Below are 20,828 nucleotides of genomic sequence, written 5' to 3'. Positions count from 1 at the left end.
GTTGCCCTCGCCGGGCCAGCCGTTAGGCTTCGCCGCGATGAAGACGTTTCCGATCGCGCTCGCCGCCGTGTCGCTGCCGCTGGCGGCCTGCGCACCGCAAGCCCCCGGCCCCGCCGTCGGGGCGCCTGCGCCCCCTCCCGCGGCCGGCGTCCCCGGCATGGTCAGCGCCGCCGACCCGCGCGCCGCGGCGGCGGGCGTCGAGATCCTGAAGGCGGGCGGCAGCGCCACCGACGCGGCGATCGCGACGATGCTGGCGCTCAACGTCGTCGAGCCGCAAAGCTCCGGGATCGGCGGCGGCAGCTTCTGGGTCAGCCACGCCGCGCGGACCGGCAAGGTCACCACGATCGACGCGCGCGAGGCGGCACCCGCCGCGGCGACGCCGCGCTGGTTCTACGCCGCCGACGGCACGCCGCTGAGCCACGCCGATGCGGTGCCCGGCGGACGCAGCGTCGGCGTGCCGGGCGCACTGCGCGGCATGGCGCTGGCACACCGCCAGTCGGGCAAGCTGCCTTGGGCGCGATTGTTCGAACCCGCGATAAGGCTGGCGCAGGACGGATTCCGTACGAGCCCGCGCTTCCGCAATTCGGGCGAATCCTATGGCGGCCACCTGTCGGCCGAGGCGCAGGCGGTGTTCGCCGTTCCCGCCGACGGCATCCTGCGCAATCCCGCACAGGCGGCGCTGCTCCGGCGGATCGCGACGCAGGGTCCCGACAGCTTCTACGTCGGTCCGCAGGCGGCGAAGATCGTCGCGACCGTCAACGGCGCGGCGCGCAATCCGTCAAAGATGACGACCGGCGACCTCGCCAGCTACGACGCCAAGCCGCGCGATCCGCTCTGCGTGCCCTACCGCAGCTATCGCATCTGCGGCATGGGGCCGCCTTCGTCGGGCGGGATCACCGTCATGATGATCCTGAAACAGCTCGAACGCTTCGACATGGCCAAGCTGGGGAAGGATTCGCCCGTCGCCTGGCACCTGTTCGCCGAGTCCTCCCGCCTCGCCTATGCCGATCGCAACCTGTACGTCGGCGATCCCGATTATGTCGGCGTGCCGGTGAAGGGCCTGCTCGACCCCGCCTATCTCGCCGCGCGGTCGGCGCTGATCGCCACGGGGACGACGCTCGCGCGGGTACAGGCCGGCACGCCGCCGGGCGCACCGTTGCGCACGCCGGCGCCGGCGGGCGAGGTTCCGGGCACCACCGACCTCGCCGTCGCCGATCGCGCCGGCAACGTCGTCGAGGTGACGACCACGGTCGAGGGGCCGTTCGGGTCGGGGCTGGTGGTCGACGGCACCGTGCTCAACAACGAGCTGACCGATTTCGACATCGTGCCGGTCGACGGCGGCGCGCTGGTCGCCAACCGGGTGGAGGGCGGCAAGCGGCCGCGCAGCTCGATGGCGCCGACGATCGTCTACGGCCCCGACGGCCGCGTGCGGCTGGCGCTCGGCGCGGCGGGCGGATCGACCATCATCGCGCAGATCGCCAAGGCGCTGGTCGGCGTGCTCGACTGGAATTTGTCGGCGCAGGACGCGATCGCGCTGGGGCTGGTCTATGCCCCCGGCCCGGGCGCGACGCTGGAGGCGGGATCGTCCGCGGTCGCCTTGCAGGCCGGCATGGCGGCGCTGGGCGAGCGCGTTCAGGTCGCGCCGATGGGGCTGAAGGCGAATGCGATCGAATGGGTCGGCGGCACCTGGGTGGGCGCCGCCGATCCGCGCAGCGAGGGCGTCGCGATCGGCGAGGACGGCCGCGTCAGCGATCCGGCCCGCATGGCGCCGGTGGCGAACCGCCCTTCGGAATGACACGACGACGGCGGGCCGGTGCAGCGCCGCCGCGGCAGGAGAGACCCGTATGCGTACGATGGAACACTTCCCGAACCTGGTCACGATGTTCTTCACCCGTGCGCGGGAAAAGGGCGCCGCGCCGTTCCTGTGGACCAAGACCGGCGGCGCGTGGACCGCGACCAGCTGGGCCGAGGCGGCGCGACAGGTCGCGAGCCTCGCCGCCGGCCTGACCGCGATCGGCATCAAGCCCGGCGACCGGGTGATGCTGGTGTCGGAAAACCGGCCGGAATGGTGCATCAGCGACCTGGCCATCATGGCGGCGGGGGCGGTGACGGTGCCGACCTACATCACCAACACCGAACGCGACCACGCGCACATCATCGCCGATTCGGGCGCCTGCGCGATCATCGTGTCGACCGAGAAGCTGGCGAAGACGCTGCTGACCGCGGTGCTGCGTTCCAACCGGGGGCAGACGGTGATCGGCATCGATGCCATGCGCGTGCCGGCGGGGACGATCGACTTCCACGACTGGCGCACGCTGATCGCCGACCATCCGGCCGATCCCGAAGCGGCGGCGCGGGCGGCGACGTTCGCGCGCGGCGACCTCGCCTGCATCATCTACACCAGCGGCACCGGGGGCGCGCCGCGCGGGGTGATGCAGCATCACGGCGCGATCCTGCACAACGTGAAGGGCTGCGCCACCGTCATTTCGGAGGATTTCGGCTGGGACGACGAGGTGTTCCTGTCGTTCCTGCCGCTCAGCCACGCCTATGAGCACACCGGCGGCCAGCATTTCCCGATCGGGCTGGGCGGGCAGATCTATTATGCCGAAAGCCTCGACAAGCTCGCCGCCAATATCGAGGAGGTGCGCCCGACGATCATGTTCGTCGTCCCCCGCCTGTTCGAGGTGCTGCGTACCCGGATCAGCAAGGCGATCGAGAAACAGGGCGGCATGTCCTCCTACCTGCTCGCACGGGCGCTCGACGTCGGCGCGCGCGAGAACGAGCGTCGCGTGCGACTGGTCGATCGCCCTGCGCAGCTGCTGGTACGCACGCTGTTCAAGCCGAAGATCGCCAGGAAGTTCGGCGGTCGGATGAAGGCGATGGTGTCGGGCGGCGCACCGCTGACGCCCGAGGTCGGCCTGTTCTTCCAGTCGCTCGGCGTGACGTTCCTCCAGGGCTATGGCCAGACGGAGGCGGCGCCGGTGATCTCGTGCAACCGGCCGAGCGCGGGGATCCGGATGGATTCGGTCGGGCCCGCGCTGATCGATACCGAGGTGGCGATCGCCGCCGATGGCGAGATCCTGGTTCGCGGCGAACTGGTGATGCACGGCTATTGGCGCAACGAGGCGGAGACCGCCCGCGTGCTGAAGGACGGCTGGCTCCACACCGGCGACATCGGCGAGATCGACGCGGCCGGACGGATCCGCATCACCGATCGCAAGAAGGATCTCATCATCAACGACAAGGGCGACAATGTCGCGCCGCAGAAGGTCGAGGGGATGCTGACGCTCCAGCCCGAGATCGTGCAGGCGATGATCGCCGGCGACCGGCGGCCCTATATGGTGGCGCTGGTCGTGCCCGATCCCGACTGGACGCAGGAATGGTGCGCGGCGAACGGCACGTCCTGCAAGTTCGAGAAGCTCGCCGAGAACAGCGCCTATCGCACCGCGATCGGCCAGGCGATCGAGCGGGTGAACAAGGACCTGTCGGTCACCGAACGCATCCGCCGCTTCGTGCTGGCCGACGCCCCCTTCACGATCGAGAACGAACAGCTGACCCCGAGCCTCAAGATCCGCCGCCACGTCATCCGGGGCGTCTATGGCGAGCGGCTGGAGGCGCTGTACAAGGGGTGATGCGGGGCCGCCGGGTCGGGCCATCGCGAGCGTAGCGAAGCGATCGCGGGCATCGGAGTGGGGTCGATCGCGGTTTTGTGCCGGCTCAGCTCCGGCGGCGATGCATGCCCGGTCGCCATCCGGCGCCCCCACGGCCCGCCAATGCAGGCGCGGTGGCCAAGACCTCGTCATTGCGAGCGCAGCGACGCAGTCCAGGGCGTCCGGGTCCGGCGCTGGATCGCTTCGCTGTGCTCGCGATGACGGGCCGCGGGACCGGGCCATTCGAAGCGTAGCGAAGCGGTCGAAGGCATCCGAGTCGGTCGTGGGTTCAAGCCGGCTCAGGTCCAGCGGCAAGGCATGCCCGGTAATCATCCGGCGCCCCCGGCCCGCCAATGCCTGCGCGGTGGCCCAGACCTCGTCATTGGGAGCGCAGCGAAGCAATCCAGGGCGTTCGGGTCCGCCGCTGGATCGCTACGCTGTGCTCGCGATGACGGGCCCAGGCCGGACCGCCGCCAAGGCTCAAAGGTGCTGGTCCGGCTGCGCTGCGCTCCCGATGACGGGCCCAGCCCTAAAGATTATCACTGGCCGGTGGCCGCGCGGATTGCGGCGCCCGGCGTCCTCGTCACTTCTTGCGCGGCAGCACCGCCAGCGTCCAGTCCTTGTCGGGGACCAGATATTTCGCCGCCGTCTGCTGCAACACCTCGGGCGTCACCTCACCGAAGTCGCGGCCGAGCCGGCGCGTGGCGTCGAGGCGGCGGGGATCGTAGGCGCCGCCCGACAGTTCGCGCAGCCAGAACAGGCTGCTGGTCGAGGCGCGGGCATAGACCTGTTGCAGCGGCCCCTTCACCCGCGCGAGCTCGTCGGCGCTGACCGGGTTCCTGGCGAGATCGGCGGCGATCTCGCGCGAGAGGCGGAAGAACAGCGCGACATTGGCGGGTGCGACCTGGCTTACCGCCATCAGGCGGCCACCCCCGGGCAGCCCCTTGGGCCAGCTGCTCGCGACGCCGGGGCTGTAGCTCGCGCCGGCGGCCTGGCGCATCCGCTCGAACAGCCGGTCGCTGAACACCTGCGCCAGCACGTCGAGGCGGCGCGCCTCGGCGATGTCGGACAGGCCGGCACCGGTCGGCCACGCGATCACCGCGCTCGCCTGATTGTCGGGGCCGTTGTGGTAGCGCAGTACCGGCGTCGCGACATGCGCCGGGAAGCGCACGGGCGGCGGCGCCACCGCCGACGGCGCCCGCGCCGCAATCGCGCCGAAGCTCTTGGCGACCGCGGCGATCGCCTCGTCGGACTTGACGTCCCCGAACACGTCGACCTCGATCGGTCCACTTGCGAGGATCGGTTCCCAGAACGCCTTGAACCCCTGCGGGGTCAGCGCCGCGACCGCCTTCGCATCGGGGGTCGCCCAGCGCGGGTCGCCCGCATGCAGCAGCCCCTCCAGATCGCGCGACAGCACGCCGTCGGCCGAGGAATCATAGCCGGGGATCGCGGTCAGCGCCGCCGATTTCGCGCGCGCGACCGGCGCCGGGTCCCAGCGCGGATGCGCCAGCTTGGCGGCGATGAGCGTCAGTTCGTCGGCATAATCCTTGGGACTGCTGAGCGCCGCGACGGAGAAGGCATCCTCGTCGATGCCGAAATCGAGCCCGAGCTGGCGGCCGGCGGTCAGTTGGTCGAGGTCGTCCTGACCCAGATTCCCGATCCCGCTTTCCATCAGCGCGAGGTCGCCGGCCCAGGCGGGCGTCGTCCGGTCGGCGGGCAAGCCGTTGTACCCGCGACCGAACCGCACCCGGACGAAGACGCGGCCGGTGTCGTCGGGATTGGCGAACATCAGCATGCGCACGCCGTTGGCGAAGACGATCCGTTCGGCGGGCAGGCCCTCCAGCGGCTCGCGCGTCGCGACGGTGCCCGGGGTGCCGAGCGGGGGCAGCTTGCCGAAATCGACCGCGGCCTGCGCGGCACGCTTGATCGTCAGCTTCGATACGTCCGCCTTCAGCGCGGCGGCGAGCTTTTCCGCCGTGCCCTTCTCCGCGGTGCGGGTGTTGACCAGCGCGCGCGTCGCGACACCCTGGAATAGGCGCTTCGACGAGGCGAGCACCGCGGCGGGGTTGAACATCCCCTTCTGCTTCGCCTCGGTCAGGATCGCGTAGCTGTTCTGCGGCGCGGTGACGGTTTCGCGGATGTCGAGCGCGCCGGCCATGTCGTCGGCCTGTTTGGCGCTCGCCTCGACCCGCGCGGTTTCGACGCCGTTGCGGATCGCGACCTCGTAATCGGCATATTCGCGGTCGATCTCCGCCTGGGTCGGCGGCGCGTTCTGGGCGTCGGCGATCACCGCGCGCACGTCCTTCAACGCCTGTTCCCACTGATCGCCGACGGGCAGGATCAGCACCGTCGTCATGTTCGCCGAGCGCGACCGGTCGTCGAGGTCGACGCCGGCCTGGACGAAGCTGCCGCCGGCCCGCGCGCGCCGTTCCAGCCGGCGGCTGATGACCTTCGCCGCGATCGTGTCGACCATCCGCTTCTGGTTGAAGATCTTGGTATCGTCATTGTACTGCCACGGCCGCACGACGCCCATCATCACGAGCGGCGGCAGGCCCGGCTCGACCAGCGTCGCGGAGGTCGGTTGCGCAGGGTCGGGCTTGCCGAAATCGGGCGCCGGCGTGACCGGGCCGTTGCCCTTCCACCCGGCGAAGTGACGCGCGACCATCTGGCCCAGCGCGGCGGCGTCCATGTCGCCCGAGATGATGACGACCGCATTTTCGGGCCGGTACCAGCGATCGTGGAACGCCTTGACGCTGGCGCCGTTCGCCGCCTCCAGCGTTTCGACGGTGCCGATCGGCGAGCGCTTGGCGAGCGGCTGGCCGGCGAAGAACAGGCCGTTCATCGCATCCTGCAGCTTGACCTGCGGGCCGGGCTGTTCGCGCCGCTCGGCGAGCACGATCGGGCGCTCGGCGGACACCGCGGCGTCGGTCAGCGCGGGCGCCGCCATCATCCCCGACAGGATCTTGAGGCTTTCGTCGACCGTCTCGCCGGTCGCGGACGGCAGGTCGAGCTTGTAGAGCGTCTGCGTCGGCGTGGTCGACGCGTTGCTGTCCGACCCGAAGGTCGCGCCGAACCGCTGCCACACCCGCTTCGCCTCGCCGTCGGGGACGTATGCGGAACCGCGGAACGAAAGGTGCTCGATGAAATGGGCGTAGCCCCGCTCGCTGTCGCGCTCGTTGAGCGAGCCTGCATCGATGCGGACGCGGATCGACACCTGCCCCGGCGGTACGCCGTTCTTGCGCACGGCATAGCGCAGCCCGTTGGGCAGCGTGCCGAACACCCAGGCCGGATCGTGCGGCAGATCGCTGCCCTTGTAGAGCCAGGCGGTGGGATCGACCTTGACCGTTGGAGCAGCGACGGGAACCGGCGCCCTGGTCTGGGCGAGGACCGCCGAACCGAGGGCGAGGACGAGAACGGGCGCGAACGCGCGGGTGAGAAACGCCATGCGTCGCCCTGTAGCGCCTGCCGCCCGCCGCCGCCAGCGCGTGTCCACATCGCCCTCGTTTCGGTCATCATTTCGCCCCAGCCTGCGCCTAGCCCAACGGCCATGGCAGCGGCCCGTGCGCGAGGCGCCGGCACGACTCGATGATGGTGTGACGATGACGGTTGGGATCAGGGACACGGCCCCCGCAATGTGGCCGCAATCGGGCGACGGCGCCGCAGCCGCCGCCGCGCCGCCGTTGCGCGCCGAGCCGGGGCGGCCGCTGGCGGTCCGCCTCGGCAAGCGGCTGCGCGGGGTGTGCGACCGGCTGATCGCCTCGTCCTCGCTGATCGCCAACGATCCGGTGCTCGACGTGCGCGACTTCGCCTGGACCGCGATGCTGCGCGACCATTGGCGCACGATCCGCGACGAGGCGGTGGCGGCCGCGCTCGACGGCGCCCCCAGCCTCGCCACCATTTCTCCAGACCATCGCGCCATCGCGGAGGTCGGCAAATGGCGCTCGTTCTTCCTGTGGGGCTATGGCTATCCGATCGACGACAACCTCGCGCGCTGCCCGCGGACGCGCGCGCTGGTCGAGCGGATTCCGGGACTCAACAGCGCCTTCTTCTCGATCCTCGCGCCCGGATCGCACATCCCTGCGCACCGCGGGGTGACCAAGGGGCTCGTCACCTGTCACCTCGCGCTGATCGTGCCGCGCGACGGCGACGTCCGCATGCGCGTCGCCGACCGCGTCGTTCGCTGGGCAGAGGGCGAGACGCTGGTGTTCGACGACACCTACGACCACGAGGTGTGGAACGACACGGGCGGCACCCGCGTGGTGCTGCTCGTCCAGTTCGAGCGGCCGCTGCGCAACCCGGGGAAATGGTTCGCCGACCTGTTCCTCGGCCTCGTCCGCCGGTCCGCATTCGTGCAGGACGCGCGCGCCAATATCGCGACGTGGAACGCCGCGACCCGGGGGCTGGAGGCGTGACCGCGCCCGCGTGGCGTTGACGGGGCGAAACAAACCCTTTCCCCCGGGGCGCTTGATCCCCCGGCCGCCACGCGCCACATGGCGGCTATGTTGATCGAGACCGAAACCACGCCCAATCCGGCGACGCTGAAATTCCTGCCGGGTCGCACCGTCATGGACGCCGGCACCCGCGACTTCGCGACCCCGGAAGAGGCGGAGGCCAGCCCGCTCGCCGAGATGCTGTTCGCGCTCGGCGACGTGACCGGCGTGTTCTTCGGCCGCGACTTCGTGTCGGTGACCGCCGCACCCGGCGTCGAATGGCACGGCCTGAAGCCCGACGTGCTGGCGATCCTGCTCGACCATTTCGCGGCGAACATGCCGCTGTTCCGCCAGGGGTCCGCCGGGTTCAGCGTGCCGGGCGCCGACGAACCGGTCGCGACCGACGATCCCGCCGATGCGGACGTGATCGCGCAGATCCGCGAGCTGATCGACACGCGCGTCCGCCCGGCGGTCGCCAACGACGGTGGCGACATCGTCTATCGCGGCTTCGACAAGGGCAAGGTCTATCTCGCCATGCAGGGCGCCTGCGCCGGCTGCCCCTCGTCGAGCGCGACGCTGAAGAGCGGCATCGAGCAGCTGCTGAAATATTATGTCCCCGAAGTCACCGAAGTGAAGGCCGTCTGATATGGCGCAGGTGCTCGACGATATCGCGCTGGACCGCATCTTCCGCGAAGCGCGCAGCTACAACGGCTATACCGACCAGCCGGTAAGCGAGGCGCAGCTGCACGCGATCTGGGACCTGATGAAATGGGGTCCGACCAGCGCCAACCAATTGCCCGCGCGCCTCGTCTGGTGCGTCAGCGACGAGGCCAGGGCGCGGCTCGCCGCCTGCACCTCCGCCCAGAACCAGCCCAAGATCCTGAACGCGCCGGTCAGCGTCATCATCGCGATGGACGTGGAATTCCACGAACATCTGCCGATGCTGTTCCCGCATACCAATGCCAAGGCCTGGTTCGACGGCAACACCGAACTGCGCGAGGCATCCGCATTCCGCAACTCGACGTTGCAGGGTGCCTATTTCATCGTCGCGGCGCGCGCACTCGGGCTCGATACCGGTCCGATGTCGGGGTTCGACCAGGCGGCGGTGGACAAGGCGTTCTTCGCCGACCAGCCGGGGGTCCGCAGCAACTTCATCTCGACGCTGGGCTATGGCGACCCCGCGACGGTCTTCGACCGCCTGCCGCGGCCGGCGTTCGAGATGTTCAACACGATCGCCTGAGGCGACGCGCGCGGGAATCACAGGCGCTTGTGTCCCGCGGCGACGTATCGCAAAGCGGACCCGCCGATGCCCCATACCGCCCGCACCCTCGTCATCGACACCGCGACCGCGGCCTGTTCGGTCGCGCTGATCGCCGACGGCGTCGTGATCGCGGCATCGCACCGGGAGGTGGGCCGCGGCCACGCCGAACAGCTGCTGCCGATGATCGCCGCCCTGCCCGACGGCGGCCGGGCCGCGCACATCCTGGTCGACGTCGGCCCCGGCAGCTTCACCGGGCTGCGTGTCGGCATCGCCGCCGCGCTCGGGCTCGCGCTCGGCTGGGATGCACGGGTGCGCGGCTATTCCAGCCTGTCGCTGATCGCGGCGGCGGCCTTCGCGGCGGGACGGACCGGCGAGGTCGCGGCCATGCTGGAAGGCGGCCACGGCGAGGTGTTCATGCAGTCGTTCGCCCCCGGTCCGCGTCCGCTCGACGCGCTGGCGTCGCGCGCGCCGGATGCCGCCATCGCCGCACTCGGCGGGCGCCATCCGGTCGGCAACGGCGTGCGCTGGCTGCACCAGGTCGACCCCGACCTGCCGGGCACCCCTTCCCTGCCCGATGCCGCCGACGTGCTGCTGTTGCCCGCCGACCTCGCCACGCTGCCGCCGCGGCCGATCTACGGCCGCGCGCCCGACGCCAAGCTGCCGGGCGGCCGGACCCCCGTGGCGGTGGCGGCGGCCTGATGGCGACGCGGCAGATCCTGTTGCGGGCCGGCGATGCGCGCGATGTCGCGCTGGTCGACACGCTGATGATCGCGGCCTTCGACCCGCGCTATGGCGAAGCCTGGACGCGCAACCAGTGCCTGGGCGTGATCGCGATGCCCGGCGTACGGCTGACGCTCGCCTTCGTCGACGACGCGCCCGCGGGCTTCGCGATGGTCCGCAGCGTCGCGGACGAAGCCGAGCTGCTGCTGCTAGCGGTCGACCCCGCCTACCGCCGCCGCGGCGTCGCCACCGCGCTGCTGCGCGGCGTGATCGCCGATGCGGGGGTGGCGGGCGTCACCGACCTGCATCTCGAGGTGCGCGCGGGCAACGACGCGGTCGCGCTCTACGTCGCGCAGGGCTTCGCCAAGGTCGGCGAGCGGCGCGGCTATTACCGGGGCAAGACCGGCCAGTCGTTCGACGCGCATACCTACCGTCGCGGCGTTTAGGACGGCGCCGCCGGTTATTGCGAGTCGGTATCGCTTTTCGCAACAAGCCGCGTGCACTACATTGCGCACATGCCTCGCAAGATCGACCTCGAAGCCCTGTGCAACCAGAAGGGCCTGCGCATCACCGAACAGCGGCGCGTCATCGCCCGCGTGCTGTCCGAGGCGGAGGATCATCCCGACGTCGAGAAGGTCTACGAGCGTGCCTCGGCGATCGATCCGGGCATTTCGATCGCGACCGTCTATCGCACCGTGCGCCTGTTCGAGGAGGCGGGCATCCTCGACCGCCACGACTTCGGCGACGGCCGCGCGCGCTACGAACCCTCGCCCGAGGCGCATCACGACCACCTGATCGACGTGGAGACGGGCAAGGTCATCGAATTCGTCGATCCCGAACTCGAGCAATTGCAAAAGGCGATCGCCGAGAAGCTCGGCTTCCGCCTCGTCGACCATCGCATGGAATTGTACGGCGTCAGCCTCGACCGCAAGGCCTGACGCCGGGTCGGCAGGGATGATCGCCAACCTGCGGCTCGCACGGCGGCTGGTGTTGCTCGTCCTGGCGCTGGCGGGCGCGCTGCTGCTGCACGGCGCGTGGCGGGCGGTACGGGCCCCCTCCCCCTGGCCGCGGCGGTTTCTGGGCGGCGTGGCAAGGATCGTCGGCGCGCGGGTGCGCGTGATCGGCACGCCGCTGCGCCGCGACGTCGTGTTCCTGAGCAACCACCTGAGCTGGATCGACATCCTCGCGATCGCCGGTGCGAGCGGCAGCGCCTTCGTCGCCAAAGGCGAATTGCGCGGCGTGCCGCTGGTCGGCTGGCTGTGTACGCTCAACCGGACCATATTCGTGACGCGCGAGGACCGGTTGCAGGTGGCGGCGCAGATCGCACGGCTGCGCGATGCGATCGGCGCGGGCGGCGGCGTGACGATCTTTCCGGAAGGCACGACGGGCGACGGCCGGACGCTGCTGCCGTTCAAGGCCGCGCTGCTCGCCGCGCTCGACCCGCCGCCGCCCGGCGTGCGCGTGCAGCCGGTGGGCGTCGATTACGGCGATGCCACCGACACGCTGGCCTGGGTCGGCGACGAACCCGGCGGGGCCCACGCGCTGCGCGTGCTGCGCCGGCGCGGCACGTTCGCGGTGACGCTGCACATGCTCGACCCGTTCGATCCGGCCATGGCGGGCAACCGCAAGGCGATCGCGGCGCGGGCGCGCGCCGCGATCGCCGCGGTCACCGGACCCCCGGTCCGAAGGTGTAGCTGAGCGCCACCCCGCCCGACAGCTGGTCACGCGACCCGAACGCGCGGACCACCGGCGACCGGCCGGGATCGGCGACGAGACGGTCGTATTTCGCGTAGCCGGCGATGCCCCAGTGCGGGGACAGCTGGCGCAGCGCGCCCGCGGTCGCCCCGGCCGCCTGCACGCCGCCGTCCGCCTTGAACGCCGGCAGGCCGGACCGGACGGCATCCGCCGGCGACACGCCGAAATAGGCGCGGTTGTAGCGCGCGCTCGACAGCGTCAGCCGCGGCCCGATCGAGAACAGCCAGCGATCGGCGTCGCGCAGGACATAGTCGACGCCGACGACGCCGACCTGCCCCTTGTGTCCGCCCAGCCCCTGCCGCGCCTCGACCCGGACGCGGAACGCATCGGTCAGCGCATATTGCGCGAACCCGCCGATTTCGAACGTGGTGCCGACGGTGGGCAGCTCACCGCCGACGTCGCGGCTGCGCCGCCGCCCCTCGAACCCGAACGCGGGGCCGAACTGGAACCGGCCGCCGTTGCGGATCGCGAACCCCGTGCTTTCGTCGGGCGCCTCGAACGCGAAGGGCGTATCGCCCCGGGTGCGCGAGACGTCGACGAAGGGCCGGATGTTGTAGGAATCGGACCCGGGATAGCTCGGCACCACCTGTGGCCCGAGCGCGATCCGCGTGCGGCGCGGCGCGTCGGGCGCGGCCTCCTGCGCGCGGGCAGGCGCGGTGCCCGCGAGAACGGACAGGGCGGCGACGGCGATCAGGGCCGGTCGGATCGTACGGATCGTTTGCATGCCGCGGAGCCTTGCAGGTTTCAGCGCCTTTGGCCAGCCGGGGACCGCGGCGGCGGTGGCGGATCCAGCGTGTCGACGCGCCGGTGGAAACAGGCGAGCGCGGACGCCGGATCGTCGAAACCCGCCCGTACGCAGGTGCGCACGATCGCGCAGCCGATGTGTCGAGCCGCGCATCGCCGCTCGACACATCGGCATGGCACCAGCGGAACGCCCGGCCGCTGCTGGCATAATGCAGGCGCAGGCGACGCAGCTTGCGCCCGATCACGACGATGTCGTCGGCCTTCGGCGGACCGGGGGTCGCCGTGGCCGTCGCAGTCTCAGTCTCAGTCTCAGTCTCAGTCTCAGTCGGAACGGGGCCGGGCGCCAGCGACGGCGTCGCCAATTCGAACGGCTCTTCCGGCGTCGCGGCCTCGCTGTGCGTGATCGACGGCGTCGCGATCGGCGGCGACGGCGCTTCGCAGGAGCCGACGCGCGTCACGCGCAACTGCCACCGCGCTTTCGGCCCGGCGATGCCGCGGACGACGGTATGGGACGTGTAGCGCGCCGCGAGCGACGTCGGCGTGATCGTGGCGCGGAGCCGCGTATCGACATGCCGCCCGACCAGGTCGCCGTCGGGCGTCATCGCCGCGACCAGCTGGCACCGACGACTGCCGCTCACCCGATCGCGATCGATCGACACGCGCAGCGCCGTGCACAGGCCCTCGCCGCCGAACGCCGCCACCCGGCCGATCATTTGAGCGAGGATCGCGCGTGTATCGGCGCCGCGGATGCATGTCGTGAAGTCCTCGCCCCGAACGGGTCGCGCCGCGCGCATGCCGGGCATCGGATCTACCAGCGTGGTACCGGACTGGAACCGCCACAGTCCTGCGATCATGACGGGAACCCCACCGGTCACGACGATGTCCGGCCCCCCGTCCGGCAGGCGCTGCGCCGCCGCGACGGCCAGCATCGCCCCGATCGTCGCGGCCCCGACCGTTCCCCGGCCGGCCAATCCCGCCTTCCCGCTCGTCACCGTCGCCCGCGCCGTCCTGCCCCCGCCGATCCGTCGCACACAGCATGACACGACTGCCGCGCGCGCGCCACGCCCGACCGGGCGAACCGGCTGCGAGGCTTGGACGCGGCGGTCGCATCCTGTATGCCCCCGCGCATGACCGCCGCGGACAAACCCAAAACCTTTCACGTCAAGTCGTTCGGCTGCCAGATGAACGTCTATGACGGCGAACGCATGGCCGAGCTGATGGCGGCGGACGGCATGACCGCGACCTCCGATCCGGATGCCGCCGACCTCGTCGTGCTCAACACCTGCCACATCCGCGACCGGGCGACCGAAAAGGTCTATTCGGACATCGGCCGGCTGCGCAAGGCCGCGCGGCTCGGCGATCGCGCGGCGCCGATGATCGCCGTCGCCGGCTGCGTCGCGCAGGCGGAGGGGGACGAGATCTTCGCGCGCGCGAAGGTCGACGTGGTCGTCGGTCCGCAGGCCTATCACAACCTGCCCGCGCTGGTGGCGAGCGCCGCCGCCGGCACGCCGAGCCGCGACACCGACATGCCGCTGCTGTCGAAGTTCGGCGCGCTGCCGGCGCGGCGCCGGGTCGGGCCGTCGGCATTCCTGACCGTGCAGGAAGGGTGCGACAAGTTCTGCACCTATTGCGTCGTACCCTACACCCGCGGCGCGGAGGTCAGCCGCCCCTTCGCGGGAATCGTCGACGAGGCGAAGGCGCTGGTCGATGCCGGCGCGCGCGAGATCACGCTGCTCGGCCAGAACGTCAACGCCTGGAGCGACGACGACCGCGGGCTGCACGACCTGATCCGGGTGCTCGACCGCATTCCCGGCCTCGCGCGGCTGCGCTATACCACCAGCCATCCCAACGACATGACGCAGGGGCTGATCGACGCGCACGGCGACGTCGAGAGCCTGATGCCGTTCCTGCACCTGCCGGTGCAGGCGGGCAGCGACCGCGTGCTGAAGGCGATGAACCGCAGCCACACCACCGACGGCTATCTCCGCCTGCTCGACCGGGTGCGCGCGGTGCGCCCCGATATCGCGCTGTCGGGCGATTTCATCGTCGGCTTCCCCGGCGAGACCGAGGCGGAATTCGCCGAGACGATCGCGCTCGTCGATGCGGTCGGCTATGCGCAGGCCTATTCGTTCAAATACAGCCCCCGAGCCGGTACCCCCGCCGCCGACATGGCGGGCGCGGTGCCGGCCGCGGTGATGGACGAGCGGCTGCAACGCCTGCAGGCGGCGCTGGGCCGCGACCAGCAGGCGTTCAACCAGGCGAGCGTCGGGCGCACCTGCGACGTGCTGATCGAGCGGCGCGGAAAGCTGCCGGGCCAGATGCTCGGCAAGTCGCCGTGGCTGCAATCGGTCCACCTGATGACCGATGCGGCGATCGGCGACATGGTGACGGTCGACCTGTTGTCCGCCGGGCCGGTGTCGCTCGCTGGCGCGCAGCGGGTGCGCGCCGCGGCGTAGCTCGTCGGCGTGCGGAGGCGCAGAGACGTACGCGCAAGCCGGCGCCTGCATGCCTGACGTGATGATGGCGCAGGCGCCTTCGCGCCGCGCGCCGGACCTCCGCGTCCTTTGCGCCTCTGCGACCATCCTCTTTATCCGGGCGGTCGCCTATTCACCCACGCGGGTTTTCCCGCTTCCCTTTCGCCGGTCCGCATCCCACATTCCCCGCATGCCATACCGGCATGAAAGGATTGCATGAGCCGCAAACCCGTCCCCGCCCGCTCCGGTGACCGCAGCCGGGCGGAGGTGTTGTTCGACAAGCCGCAGCTGCTCGCCACCCTGTTCGGCCAATACGACCAGAACCTCGTCGCACTGGAAAACCGGCTCGGCGTCTACATCACCGCCCGCGGCAATCGCGTCGGGCTTGAAGGGGCGGCGGAGAACGTCGCGCTCGCCCGCGACGTGTTGCAGGACCTGTATCAGCGCATCCAGCGCGGCGAGGACGTCGACACCGGCCTGGTCGATGCGGCGATCGCGATGGCGTCGGAACCGACGCTCGCCGGCATCGTCAGCACCGAACACGGCGGCATCCCGTCGGTGATGATCCGCACGCGCAAGAAGACGATCGTGCCGCGCACGCCGGCGCAGGCGCATTACATGCGCGAGCTGACGACCAACGACATGATCTTCGCGCTCGGGCCGGCGGGCACGGGCAAGACCTATATCGCGGTCGCGCAGGCGGTGTCGCAGCTCATCACCGGCAGCGTCCAGCGGCTGATCCTGTCGCGTCCCGCGGTGGAGGCGGGCGAGAAGCTGGGCTTCCTGCCCGGCGACATGAAGGAAAAGGTCGATCCCTACCTGCGCCCGCTCTACGACGCGCTGCACGATTGCCTGCCCGCCGAGCAGGTCGAGCGGCGCATCGCCAGCGGCGAGATCGAGATCGCGCCGATCGCCTTCATGCGCGGCCGCACGCTGGCCGACGCCTTCGTCATCCTCGACGAGGCGCAGAACACGACCCCGGCACAGATGAAGATGTTCCTCACCCGCTTCGGCCAGAACAGCCGGATGGTGATCTGCGGCGATCCCAACCAGACCGACCTGCCCGGCGGCGTCGGCGCGTCCGGCCTCGCCGACGCGACGGTGCGGCTGGAAGGGGTGGAGGGCATATCGATGACCCGCTTCACCGCCGCCGACGTGGTCCGTCACCCGATTGTCGGGCGGATCGTCGAAGCGTATGAGGGACCGGACGCTTGACCGAACGGGATATCCTCTATACCTTTTGGGGATATACGGAGGCTCTGTCATGGCATCCCTTTACGTCAGGGACAATGAAGCCAATGCGTTGGCCACCCGGCTGGCGCAACGGCACGGCATTTCGAAAACCGCGGCAGTCAAGCTGGCGTTGCAACACGAACTCGACCGGCAGGAGGCGGCAGTGCCATTGCGGGAGCGCATGGCGATGTGGCGTCAGACGCATCTGCCGGGCAGGCCGACCGGGTTCAAGGCGGACAAGGCGTTCTATGACTCGCTGAACGACGAAGACGGCGATTGACCATCCTCGTCGACGCCTCTGCGATCGTTGCAATCGTCCACGGGGAACCGGACGCGGACGACCTTTCCGATGCTATCGAACGCCACCTCGACCGCCTATATTGCGCGGTGGGCGCCTGGGAAGCCACGCAAGCGATCGCCAAACTCCGCGACATCAGCCTCATCGAAGCCGAGGCGGCGGTCATGAACTTCGTCGACGAGGCGGGTCTCCGCCTCGCGTCGATCGGCGCCGAAGAACGCCATGAGGCCATCATGGCGGCGCATCGCTATGGCAGGGGCGCCCACCCGGCCCGCCTCAACATGGGCGATTGCTTCGCCTATGCCTGCGCCAGGACGAACGACGCGCTCCTGCTGTACAAGGGCAACGACTTTTCACGGACGGACCTCGCATGATCCACGTCGAACTCACCCGCGAAGCGCCCTGGCCTGCCGACACCGACTGGGACGCGCTCGCCGTCCGGGCGACGCGTGCCGCGATCGAGGGCACGCCGCACGGCGAACTGCTGACCACCGCCGCGACGGTCGAGATCAGCGTGCGCCTGACCTCGGACGACGAGGTGCACGCGCTCAACCGCCAGTACCGGCACAAGGACCGGCCGACCAACGTCCTGTCCTTTCCGATGGTGCAGCCCGACCTGATCGACACGGTCAGCCAGAACAGCGACGACGGCGAGCTGCTGCTCGGCGACATCGTCCTCGCGCACGGCGTGTGCGCGGCGGAAGCGGCGGAAAAGGGCGTCGGCGTCGCCGAACACGCCACGCACCTGCTGGTGCACGGGACGCTGCATCTGCTAGGCTATGACCATATGGGGGACGAAGAGGCCGAAGGGATGGAGGAGATCGAGCGGCAGGCGCTCGCCGCCCTCGGCATCGCGGACCCCTATCTCGTACGAGAGGACTGACACGGCCGCCATGGCAGACGACCGAAGTAGCGCCGGCAACGGCGACTCCAGCGAATCCAATATCTGGCGCGGGCTGAAGCATCTGATCTTCGGCGGCGCGCCGGAAGAATCCCTCCGCGACCAGCTGGAGGAGGCGATCGACCGGCACGAGGACGATCCCGCACCCGACGCCAAGGGCGACCTGACCCCGCTCGAACGGCAGATGGTCCGCAACCTGCTGCACTTCGGCGAGCGCGATGCGGGCGACGTCGGCGTGCCGCGCGCCGACATCGTCGCGGTCGAGGAAGGCACCACATTCGCGCACCTCGTCCAGATCTTCGCGGAAGCGGGGCACAGCCGGCTGCCGGTCTATCGCGGCGCGCTCGATACGATCATCGGCATGGTCCACATCAAGGACGTGTTCAGCATCCTGGCGACCGGCGCCGAGCATCCCGCCGACCTGTCGGGCCTGATCCGCGACCCGCTCTACGTCCCGATGAGCCGCGGCGCGCTCGACCTGCTTGCCGACATGCGGGCGAGCCATGTGCATCTTGCGGTGGTGCTCGACGAATATTCGGGCACCGAAGGGCTCGTCACGATCGAGGACCTGATCGAGGAAATCGTGGGCGAGATCGAGGACGAACATGACGAGGCGCCCGAGGCGCTGCTGGTGCCGATCGACGGCGGCGCGTGGGAGGCCGATGCCCGCGCCGAGCTGGAGGATGCCGGGGCGCTGATCGATCCGCAGTTCGGCGAAACCGAGCACGACGTCGACACGCTGGGCGGCCTCGCCGCGGTGCTCGCCGGGCATGTGCCCAGGATCGGCGAGTGCGTCGACCATCCCAGCGGCTGGAAGCTCGAGGTGCTCGAGGCGGACGAACGCCGCATCCACCGCCTGCGCCTCCACCCCCCGGTCGCGCGCGCGATCGAGGACGCATGAGGTCGAACCGGGCGGCCCGGCCCGGCCGCCCCCCTTGCCGGCTACACCGTATTCGAATGGTCGCACCGGCAGCGCTGATCGTCGCATCCGATCACCACGTTCGCGATTTCGCGTTTCCTCGATCACCGGGGGTGGAGTAGCTTTCCTGCAACACAGCACCGGCAAGGCGCTTCGCGCCGGCCGATCGCTGCGGCAACGCGAGGAGAGTGACATGGACGCAATCACCCAGGGCAGCCCGATCAACGATCCGGGCAAGCAACCCGCCGCCAAGCGCCGCCTGCTCGGCCGCACCGCCAAGGACTGGTGGCCCGAATCGCTGTCGATCGACATCCTTCACCAGAAGGGCGTCAGCGGCAATCCGATGGGCGACGACTTCGACTATCGCTCCGAATTCCTGTCGCTCGACTACGACCAGCTGAAGGCCGACCTGACCGCGCTGATGACCGACAGCCAGCCGTGGTGGCCGGCCGACTACGGGCATTACGGCCCCTTCTTCATCCGCATGGCGTGGCACAGTGCCGGCACCTATCGCACCGGCGACGGCCGCGGCGGCTCGTCCGCGGGGCAGCAGCGCTTCGCGCCGCTCAACAGCTGGCCCGACAACGGCAACCTCGACAAGGCCCGCCGCCTGCTGTGGCCGATCAAGCAGAAATACGGTCGCCAGCTGAGCTGGGCCGATCTGTTCATCCTCGCCGGCAACGTGGCGATCGAATCGATGGGCGGGCCGACCTTCGGCTTCTCGGGCGGGCGGGCCGACGTGTTCGAGCCCGAAAAGGACGTGTACTGGGGCACCGAGGAGGAATGGCTCGGCCAGACCCGCATCGACGAGGAGGCCGGCCTCGCGCTGGAAAGCCCGCTCGCCGCGATCCAGCACGGCCTCATCTACGTCAATCCGGAGGGGCCCGGCGGCTGCCCGATGCCGCAGGGATCGGCCCGCGACATGCGCGAGACGTTCGCGCGCATGGGGATGAACGACGAGGAGACGGTGGCGCTGACCGCCGGCGGCCATACGTTCGGCAAGGCACATGGCGCGGGCGACCCGAGCCTCGTCGGCAAGGAACCCGAAGGATCGGACATCGCCAGCCAGGGCCTCGGCTGGACCTCGACGCACGAAAGCGGGATGGGCGATCACACGATCACCAGCGGCATCGAGGGGGCGTGGACGCCCACCCCGACGACGTGGGACATGACCTATTTCGACATGCTGTTCGACCATGAGTACGAGCTGACGAAGAGCCCTGCGGGCGCGCACCAGTGGCATCCCGTCGGCGACCCCGACGACACGCTGGCGCCCGCCGCGCATACCGCGGGCAAGCGCGTGCCGACGATGATGACGACCGCCGACATGGCGCTGAAGGTCGACCCGGCGTATAACGCGATCTGCCAGAAGTTCCGGGCCGATCCCGCCTACTTCGCCGACGCCTGGGCGCGTGCCTGGTACAAGCTGACCCACCGCGACATGGGTCCGAAGATCCGCCTGATCGGCCCGGAAGTGCCGCAGGAAGAGCTGATCTGGCAGGATCCGATCCCGATCGCCGACTATCCGCAGGTCGAGGCCGGCGACATCGCGCAGCTGAAGTCGGCGATCGCCGAAGCCGGCCTGTCGGTCGAGGAGCTGGTGACGACCGCCTGGGCATCGGCATCGACGTGGCGCGGGTCGGACCATCGCGGCGGCGCCAACGGTGGCCGCATCCGCCTTGCCCCGCAAAAGGACTGGGAGGTGAACCAGCCCGAACAGCTCGCCCGCGTGCTGTCGGTCTACGAGCGGATCAAGGCGGACTTCGACGCGGAGGGCGCCGCAAAGGTGTCGATCGCCGACCTGATCGTGCTCGGGGGCTCGGTGGGCATCGAGGCCGCCGCCAGGGCCGCCGGCACCGCGATCGAGGTGCCGTTCACCCCCGGCCGGACCGACGCCTCGGCGGAGCAGACCGAAACCGAGAGCTTCGACGTGCTCGAACCGCGGGCCGACGGCTTCCGCAACTACCTTCAGGTGCGCTTCAACGTGCCGACCGAGGAGTTGCTGGTCGACCGGTCGCAGCTGCTCGGGCTGAGCGCGCCCGAGATGACGGTGCTCGTCGGCGGCCTGCGGGTGCTCGGCGCCAATCACGCCAAGGCGAAGCAGCACGGCGTGTTCACCACGCGGCCGGGCCAGCTGACCAACGATTTCTTCGTCAACCTGCTCGACATGGGCACGGCGTGGAAGCAGGTCAGCGACGAAAGCGACGAGGAGTTCGTCGGCACCGATCGCCATACCCACGAACACAAGTGGACGGCATCGCGCACCGACCTGGTGTTCGGGTCGAATTCGCAGCTGCGTGCGCTGGCGGAGGTCTATGCCTGCGACGATGCGAACGCGATGTTCGTGCGCGATTTCGTCAAGGCATGGACCAAGGTGATGAACGCCGACCGCTACGACCTGCTGGTCGGCAGCCCGGCCTGAGCCCGCGACGGGGGTGCGGCG

19 protein-coding genes are annotated in these 20,828 nt (G+C 70.1%); 17 read left to right on the top strand and 2 right to left on the bottom strand.

What is annotated here, in order from left to right; all coding sequences use genetic code 11:
- The first annotated feature begins 37 nt into the window (after nucleotides 1-37).
- A complete protein-coding gene (ggt, locus tag LPN01_RS16075) occupies nucleotides 38-1,795 on the top strand; it encodes a gamma-glutamyltransferase (protein WP_410482845.1) in 1,758 nt (585 codons plus the stop codon).
- Between the two features lie 49 nt (nucleotides 1,796-1,844).
- Nucleotides 1,845-3,632 (top strand): AMP-dependent synthetase/ligase, encoded by a 1,788-nt coding sequence (locus tag LPN01_RS16070; RefSeq protein ID WP_262829431.1) that lies wholly within the window; start codon nucleotides 1,845-1,847, stop codon nucleotides 3,630-3,632.
- A gap of 601 nt (nucleotides 3,633-4,233) precedes the next feature.
- Here the strand turns inward: LPN01_RS16070 and LPN01_RS16065 are convergent.
- The gene (locus tag LPN01_RS16065) at nucleotides 4,234-7,095 is read right to left on the bottom strand and encodes a M16 family metallopeptidase (protein ID WP_262829430.1); all 2,862 of its coding nucleotides are present in this window, start codon (nucleotides 7,093-7,095) and stop codon (nucleotides 4,234-4,236) included.
- 154 nt (nucleotides 7,096-7,249) lie between these two features.
- On the opposite strand from LPN01_RS16065, the gene LPN01_RS16060 reads away from it, so the two are divergent.
- The 7 genes from LPN01_RS16060 (at nucleotide 7,250) to LPN01_RS16030 (ending at nucleotide 11,759) form a co-directional block, all read left to right on the top strand.
- A complete protein-coding gene (locus LPN01_RS16060) occupies nucleotides 7,250-8,062 on the top strand; it encodes an aspartyl/asparaginyl beta-hydroxylase domain-containing protein (protein WP_262829429.1) in 813 nt (270 codons plus the stop codon).
- An 87-nt stretch (nucleotides 8,063-8,149) separates the two neighbouring features.
- Complete coding sequence (locus LPN01_RS16055; RefSeq protein WP_262829428.1) at nucleotides 8,150-8,725, top strand: NifU family protein; 576 nt, start codon at nucleotides 8,150-8,152, stop codon at nucleotides 8,723-8,725.
- A gap of 1 nt (nucleotide 8,726) precedes the next feature.
- Nucleotides 8,727-9,320, top strand: a complete 594-nt coding sequence (locus tag LPN01_RS16050) for a malonic semialdehyde reductase (protein ID WP_262829427.1) — start codon at nucleotides 8,727-8,729, stop codon at nucleotides 9,318-9,320.
- A 66-nt stretch (nucleotides 9,321-9,386) separates the two neighbouring features.
- Nucleotides 9,387-10,040 carry a tRNA (adenosine(37)-N6)-threonylcarbamoyltransferase complex dimerization subunit type 1 TsaB gene (gene tsaB / locus LPN01_RS16045; RefSeq protein WP_262829426.1) on the top strand — a complete coding sequence of 218 codons (654 nt, stop codon included), beginning with the start codon at nucleotides 9,387-9,389 and terminating at the stop codon, nucleotides 10,038-10,040.
- On the top strand, nucleotides 10,040-10,507 hold the full coding sequence (locus LPN01_RS16040; protein ID WP_262829425.1) for a GNAT family N-acetyltransferase: 468 nt from the start codon (nucleotides 10,040-10,042) through the stop codon (nucleotides 10,505-10,507). Before tsaB ends, LPN01_RS16040 begins: the two co-directional genes overlap by 1 nt.
- A 69-nt stretch (nucleotides 10,508-10,576) precedes the next feature.
- Nucleotides 10,577-10,999, top strand: a complete 423-nt coding sequence (locus tag LPN01_RS16035) for a Fur family transcriptional regulator (protein WP_038661510.1) — start codon at nucleotides 10,577-10,579, stop codon at nucleotides 10,997-10,999.
- A gap of 16 nt (nucleotides 11,000-11,015) precedes the next feature.
- A complete protein-coding gene (locus LPN01_RS16030) occupies nucleotides 11,016-11,759 on the top strand; it encodes a lysophospholipid acyltransferase family protein (protein ID WP_262829424.1) in 744 nt (247 codons plus the stop codon).
- Here LPN01_RS16030 and LPN01_RS16025 read toward each other — a convergent pair.
- Nucleotides 11,728-12,540 carry a MipA/OmpV family protein gene (locus LPN01_RS16025; RefSeq protein WP_262829423.1) on the bottom strand — a complete coding sequence of 271 codons (813 nt, stop codon included), beginning with the start codon at nucleotides 12,538-12,540 and terminating at the stop codon, nucleotides 11,728-11,730. The genes LPN01_RS16030 and LPN01_RS16025 overlap by 32 nt on opposite strands.
- A gap of 251 nt (nucleotides 12,541-12,791) precedes the next feature.
- On the opposite strand from LPN01_RS16025, the gene LPN01_RS16020 reads away from it, so the two are divergent.
- The 8 genes from LPN01_RS16020 (at nucleotide 12,792) to katG (ending at nucleotide 20,807) form a co-directional block, all read left to right on the top strand.
- A complete protein-coding gene (locus LPN01_RS16020; RefSeq protein WP_262829422.1) occupies nucleotides 12,792-13,079 on the top strand; it encodes a hypothetical protein in 288 nt (95 codons plus the stop codon).
- Between the two features lie 608 nt (nucleotides 13,080-13,687).
- Nucleotides 13,688-15,016 (top strand): tRNA (N6-isopentenyl adenosine(37)-C2)-methylthiotransferase MiaB, encoded by a 1,329-nt coding sequence (gene miaB, locus LPN01_RS16015; protein WP_262829421.1) that lies wholly within the window; start codon nucleotides 13,688-13,690, stop codon nucleotides 15,014-15,016.
- A gap of 234 nt (nucleotides 15,017-15,250) precedes the next feature.
- A complete protein-coding gene (locus LPN01_RS16010) occupies nucleotides 15,251-16,249 on the top strand; it encodes a PhoH family protein (RefSeq protein WP_262829420.1) in 999 nt (332 codons plus the stop codon).
- A 49-nt stretch (nucleotides 16,250-16,298) separates the two neighbouring features.
- Nucleotides 16,299-16,547 carry a type II toxin-antitoxin system VapB family antitoxin gene (locus LPN01_RS16005; RefSeq protein WP_262829419.1) on the top strand — a complete coding sequence of 83 codons (249 nt, stop codon included), beginning with the start codon at nucleotides 16,299-16,301 and terminating at the stop codon, nucleotides 16,545-16,547.
- A complete protein-coding gene (locus LPN01_RS16000; protein ID WP_262829418.1) occupies nucleotides 16,544-16,939 on the top strand; it encodes a type II toxin-antitoxin system VapC family toxin in 396 nt (131 codons plus the stop codon). Before LPN01_RS16005 ends, LPN01_RS16000 begins: the two co-directional genes overlap by 4 nt.
- Nucleotides 16,936-17,448: an rRNA maturation RNase YbeY gene (ybeY, locus tag LPN01_RS15995; RefSeq protein ID WP_262829417.1), complete on the top strand. Its 513-nt coding sequence runs from the start codon at nucleotides 16,936-16,938 to the stop codon at nucleotides 17,446-17,448. The genes LPN01_RS16000 and ybeY overlap by 4 nt, the downstream gene beginning before the upstream one ends.
- 10 nt (nucleotides 17,449-17,458) lie before the next feature.
- A complete protein-coding gene (locus LPN01_RS15990; RefSeq protein WP_262829416.1) occupies nucleotides 17,459-18,367 on the top strand; it encodes a hemolysin family protein in 909 nt (302 codons plus the stop codon).
- A 211-nt stretch (nucleotides 18,368-18,578) separates the two neighbouring features.
- Nucleotides 18,579-20,807: a catalase/peroxidase HPI gene (gene katG / locus LPN01_RS15985; protein WP_262829415.1), complete on the top strand. Its 2,229-nt coding sequence runs from the start codon at nucleotides 18,579-18,581 to the stop codon at nucleotides 20,805-20,807.
- Nucleotides 20,808-20,828: the final 21 nt, after the last annotated feature.

Origin of the sequence: Sphingomonas sp. A2-49, from assembly GCF_025548555.1 — a bacterium.
GTDB lineage: Bacteria > Pseudomonadota > Alphaproteobacteria > Sphingomonadales > Sphingomonadaceae > Sphingomonas.
This window is presented reverse-complemented; position numbering and strand designations above follow the sequence as displayed.

What these genes read in the sequence shown, in the direction of transcription:
- LPN01_RS16040 (WP_262829425.1), top strand. Translation starts at nt 10,040, where the DNA reads ATGGCGACGCGGCAGATCCTGTTGCGGGCCGGCGATGCGCGCGATGTC.
- LPN01_RS16055 (WP_262829428.1), top strand. Translation starts at nt 8,150, where the DNA reads ATGTTGATCGAGACCGAAACCACGCCCAATCCGGCGACGCTGAAATTC.
- LPN01_RS16030 (WP_262829424.1), top strand. Translation starts at nt 11,016, where the DNA reads ATGATCGCCAACCTGCGGCTCGCACGGCGGCTGGTGTTGCTCGTCCTG.
- ybeY (WP_262829417.1), top strand. Translation starts at nt 16,936, where the DNA reads ATGATCCACGTCGAACTCACCCGCGAAGCGCCCTGGCCTGCCGACACC.
- LPN01_RS16060 (WP_262829429.1), top strand. Translation starts at nt 7,250, where the DNA reads ATGACGGTTGGGATCAGGGACACGGCCCCCGCAATGTGGCCGCAATCG.
- LPN01_RS16035 (WP_038661510.1), top strand. Translation starts at nt 10,577, where the DNA reads ATGCCTCGCAAGATCGACCTCGAAGCCCTGTGCAACCAGAAGGGCCTG.
- tsaB (WP_262829426.1), top strand. Translation starts at nt 9,387, where the DNA reads ATGCCCCATACCGCCCGCACCCTCGTCATCGACACCGCGACCGCGGCC.
- LPN01_RS16025 (WP_262829423.1), bottom strand. Translation starts at nt 12,540, where the DNA reads ATGCAAACGATCCGTACGATCCGACCGGCCCTGATCGCCGTCGCCGCC.
- LPN01_RS15990 (WP_262829416.1), top strand. Translation starts at nt 17,459, where the DNA reads ATGGCAGACGACCGAAGTAGCGCCGGCAACGGCGACTCCAGCGAATCC.
- LPN01_RS16050 (WP_262829427.1), top strand. Translation starts at nt 8,727, where the DNA reads ATGGCGCAGGTGCTCGACGATATCGCGCTGGACCGCATCTTCCGCGAA.
- katG (WP_262829415.1), top strand. Translation starts at nt 18,579, where the DNA reads ATGGACGCAATCACCCAGGGCAGCCCGATCAACGATCCGGGCAAGCAA.
- LPN01_RS16010 (WP_262829420.1), top strand. Translation starts at nt 15,251, where the DNA reads ATGAGCCGCAAACCCGTCCCCGCCCGCTCCGGTGACCGCAGCCGGGCG.
- miaB (WP_262829421.1), top strand. Translation starts at nt 13,688, where the DNA reads ATGACCGCCGCGGACAAACCCAAAACCTTTCACGTCAAGTCGTTCGGC.
- ggt (WP_410482845.1), top strand. Translation starts at nt 38, where the DNA reads ATGAAGACGTTTCCGATCGCGCTCGCCGCCGTGTCGCTGCCGCTGGCG.
- LPN01_RS16065 (WP_262829430.1), bottom strand. Translation starts at nt 7,095, where the DNA reads ATGGCGTTTCTCACCCGCGCGTTCGCGCCCGTTCTCGTCCTCGCCCTC.
- LPN01_RS16070 (WP_262829431.1), top strand. Translation starts at nt 1,845, where the DNA reads ATGCGTACGATGGAACACTTCCCGAACCTGGTCACGATGTTCTTCACC.
- LPN01_RS16005 (WP_262829419.1), top strand. Translation starts at nt 16,299, where the DNA reads ATGGCATCCCTTTACGTCAGGGACAATGAAGCCAATGCGTTGGCCACC.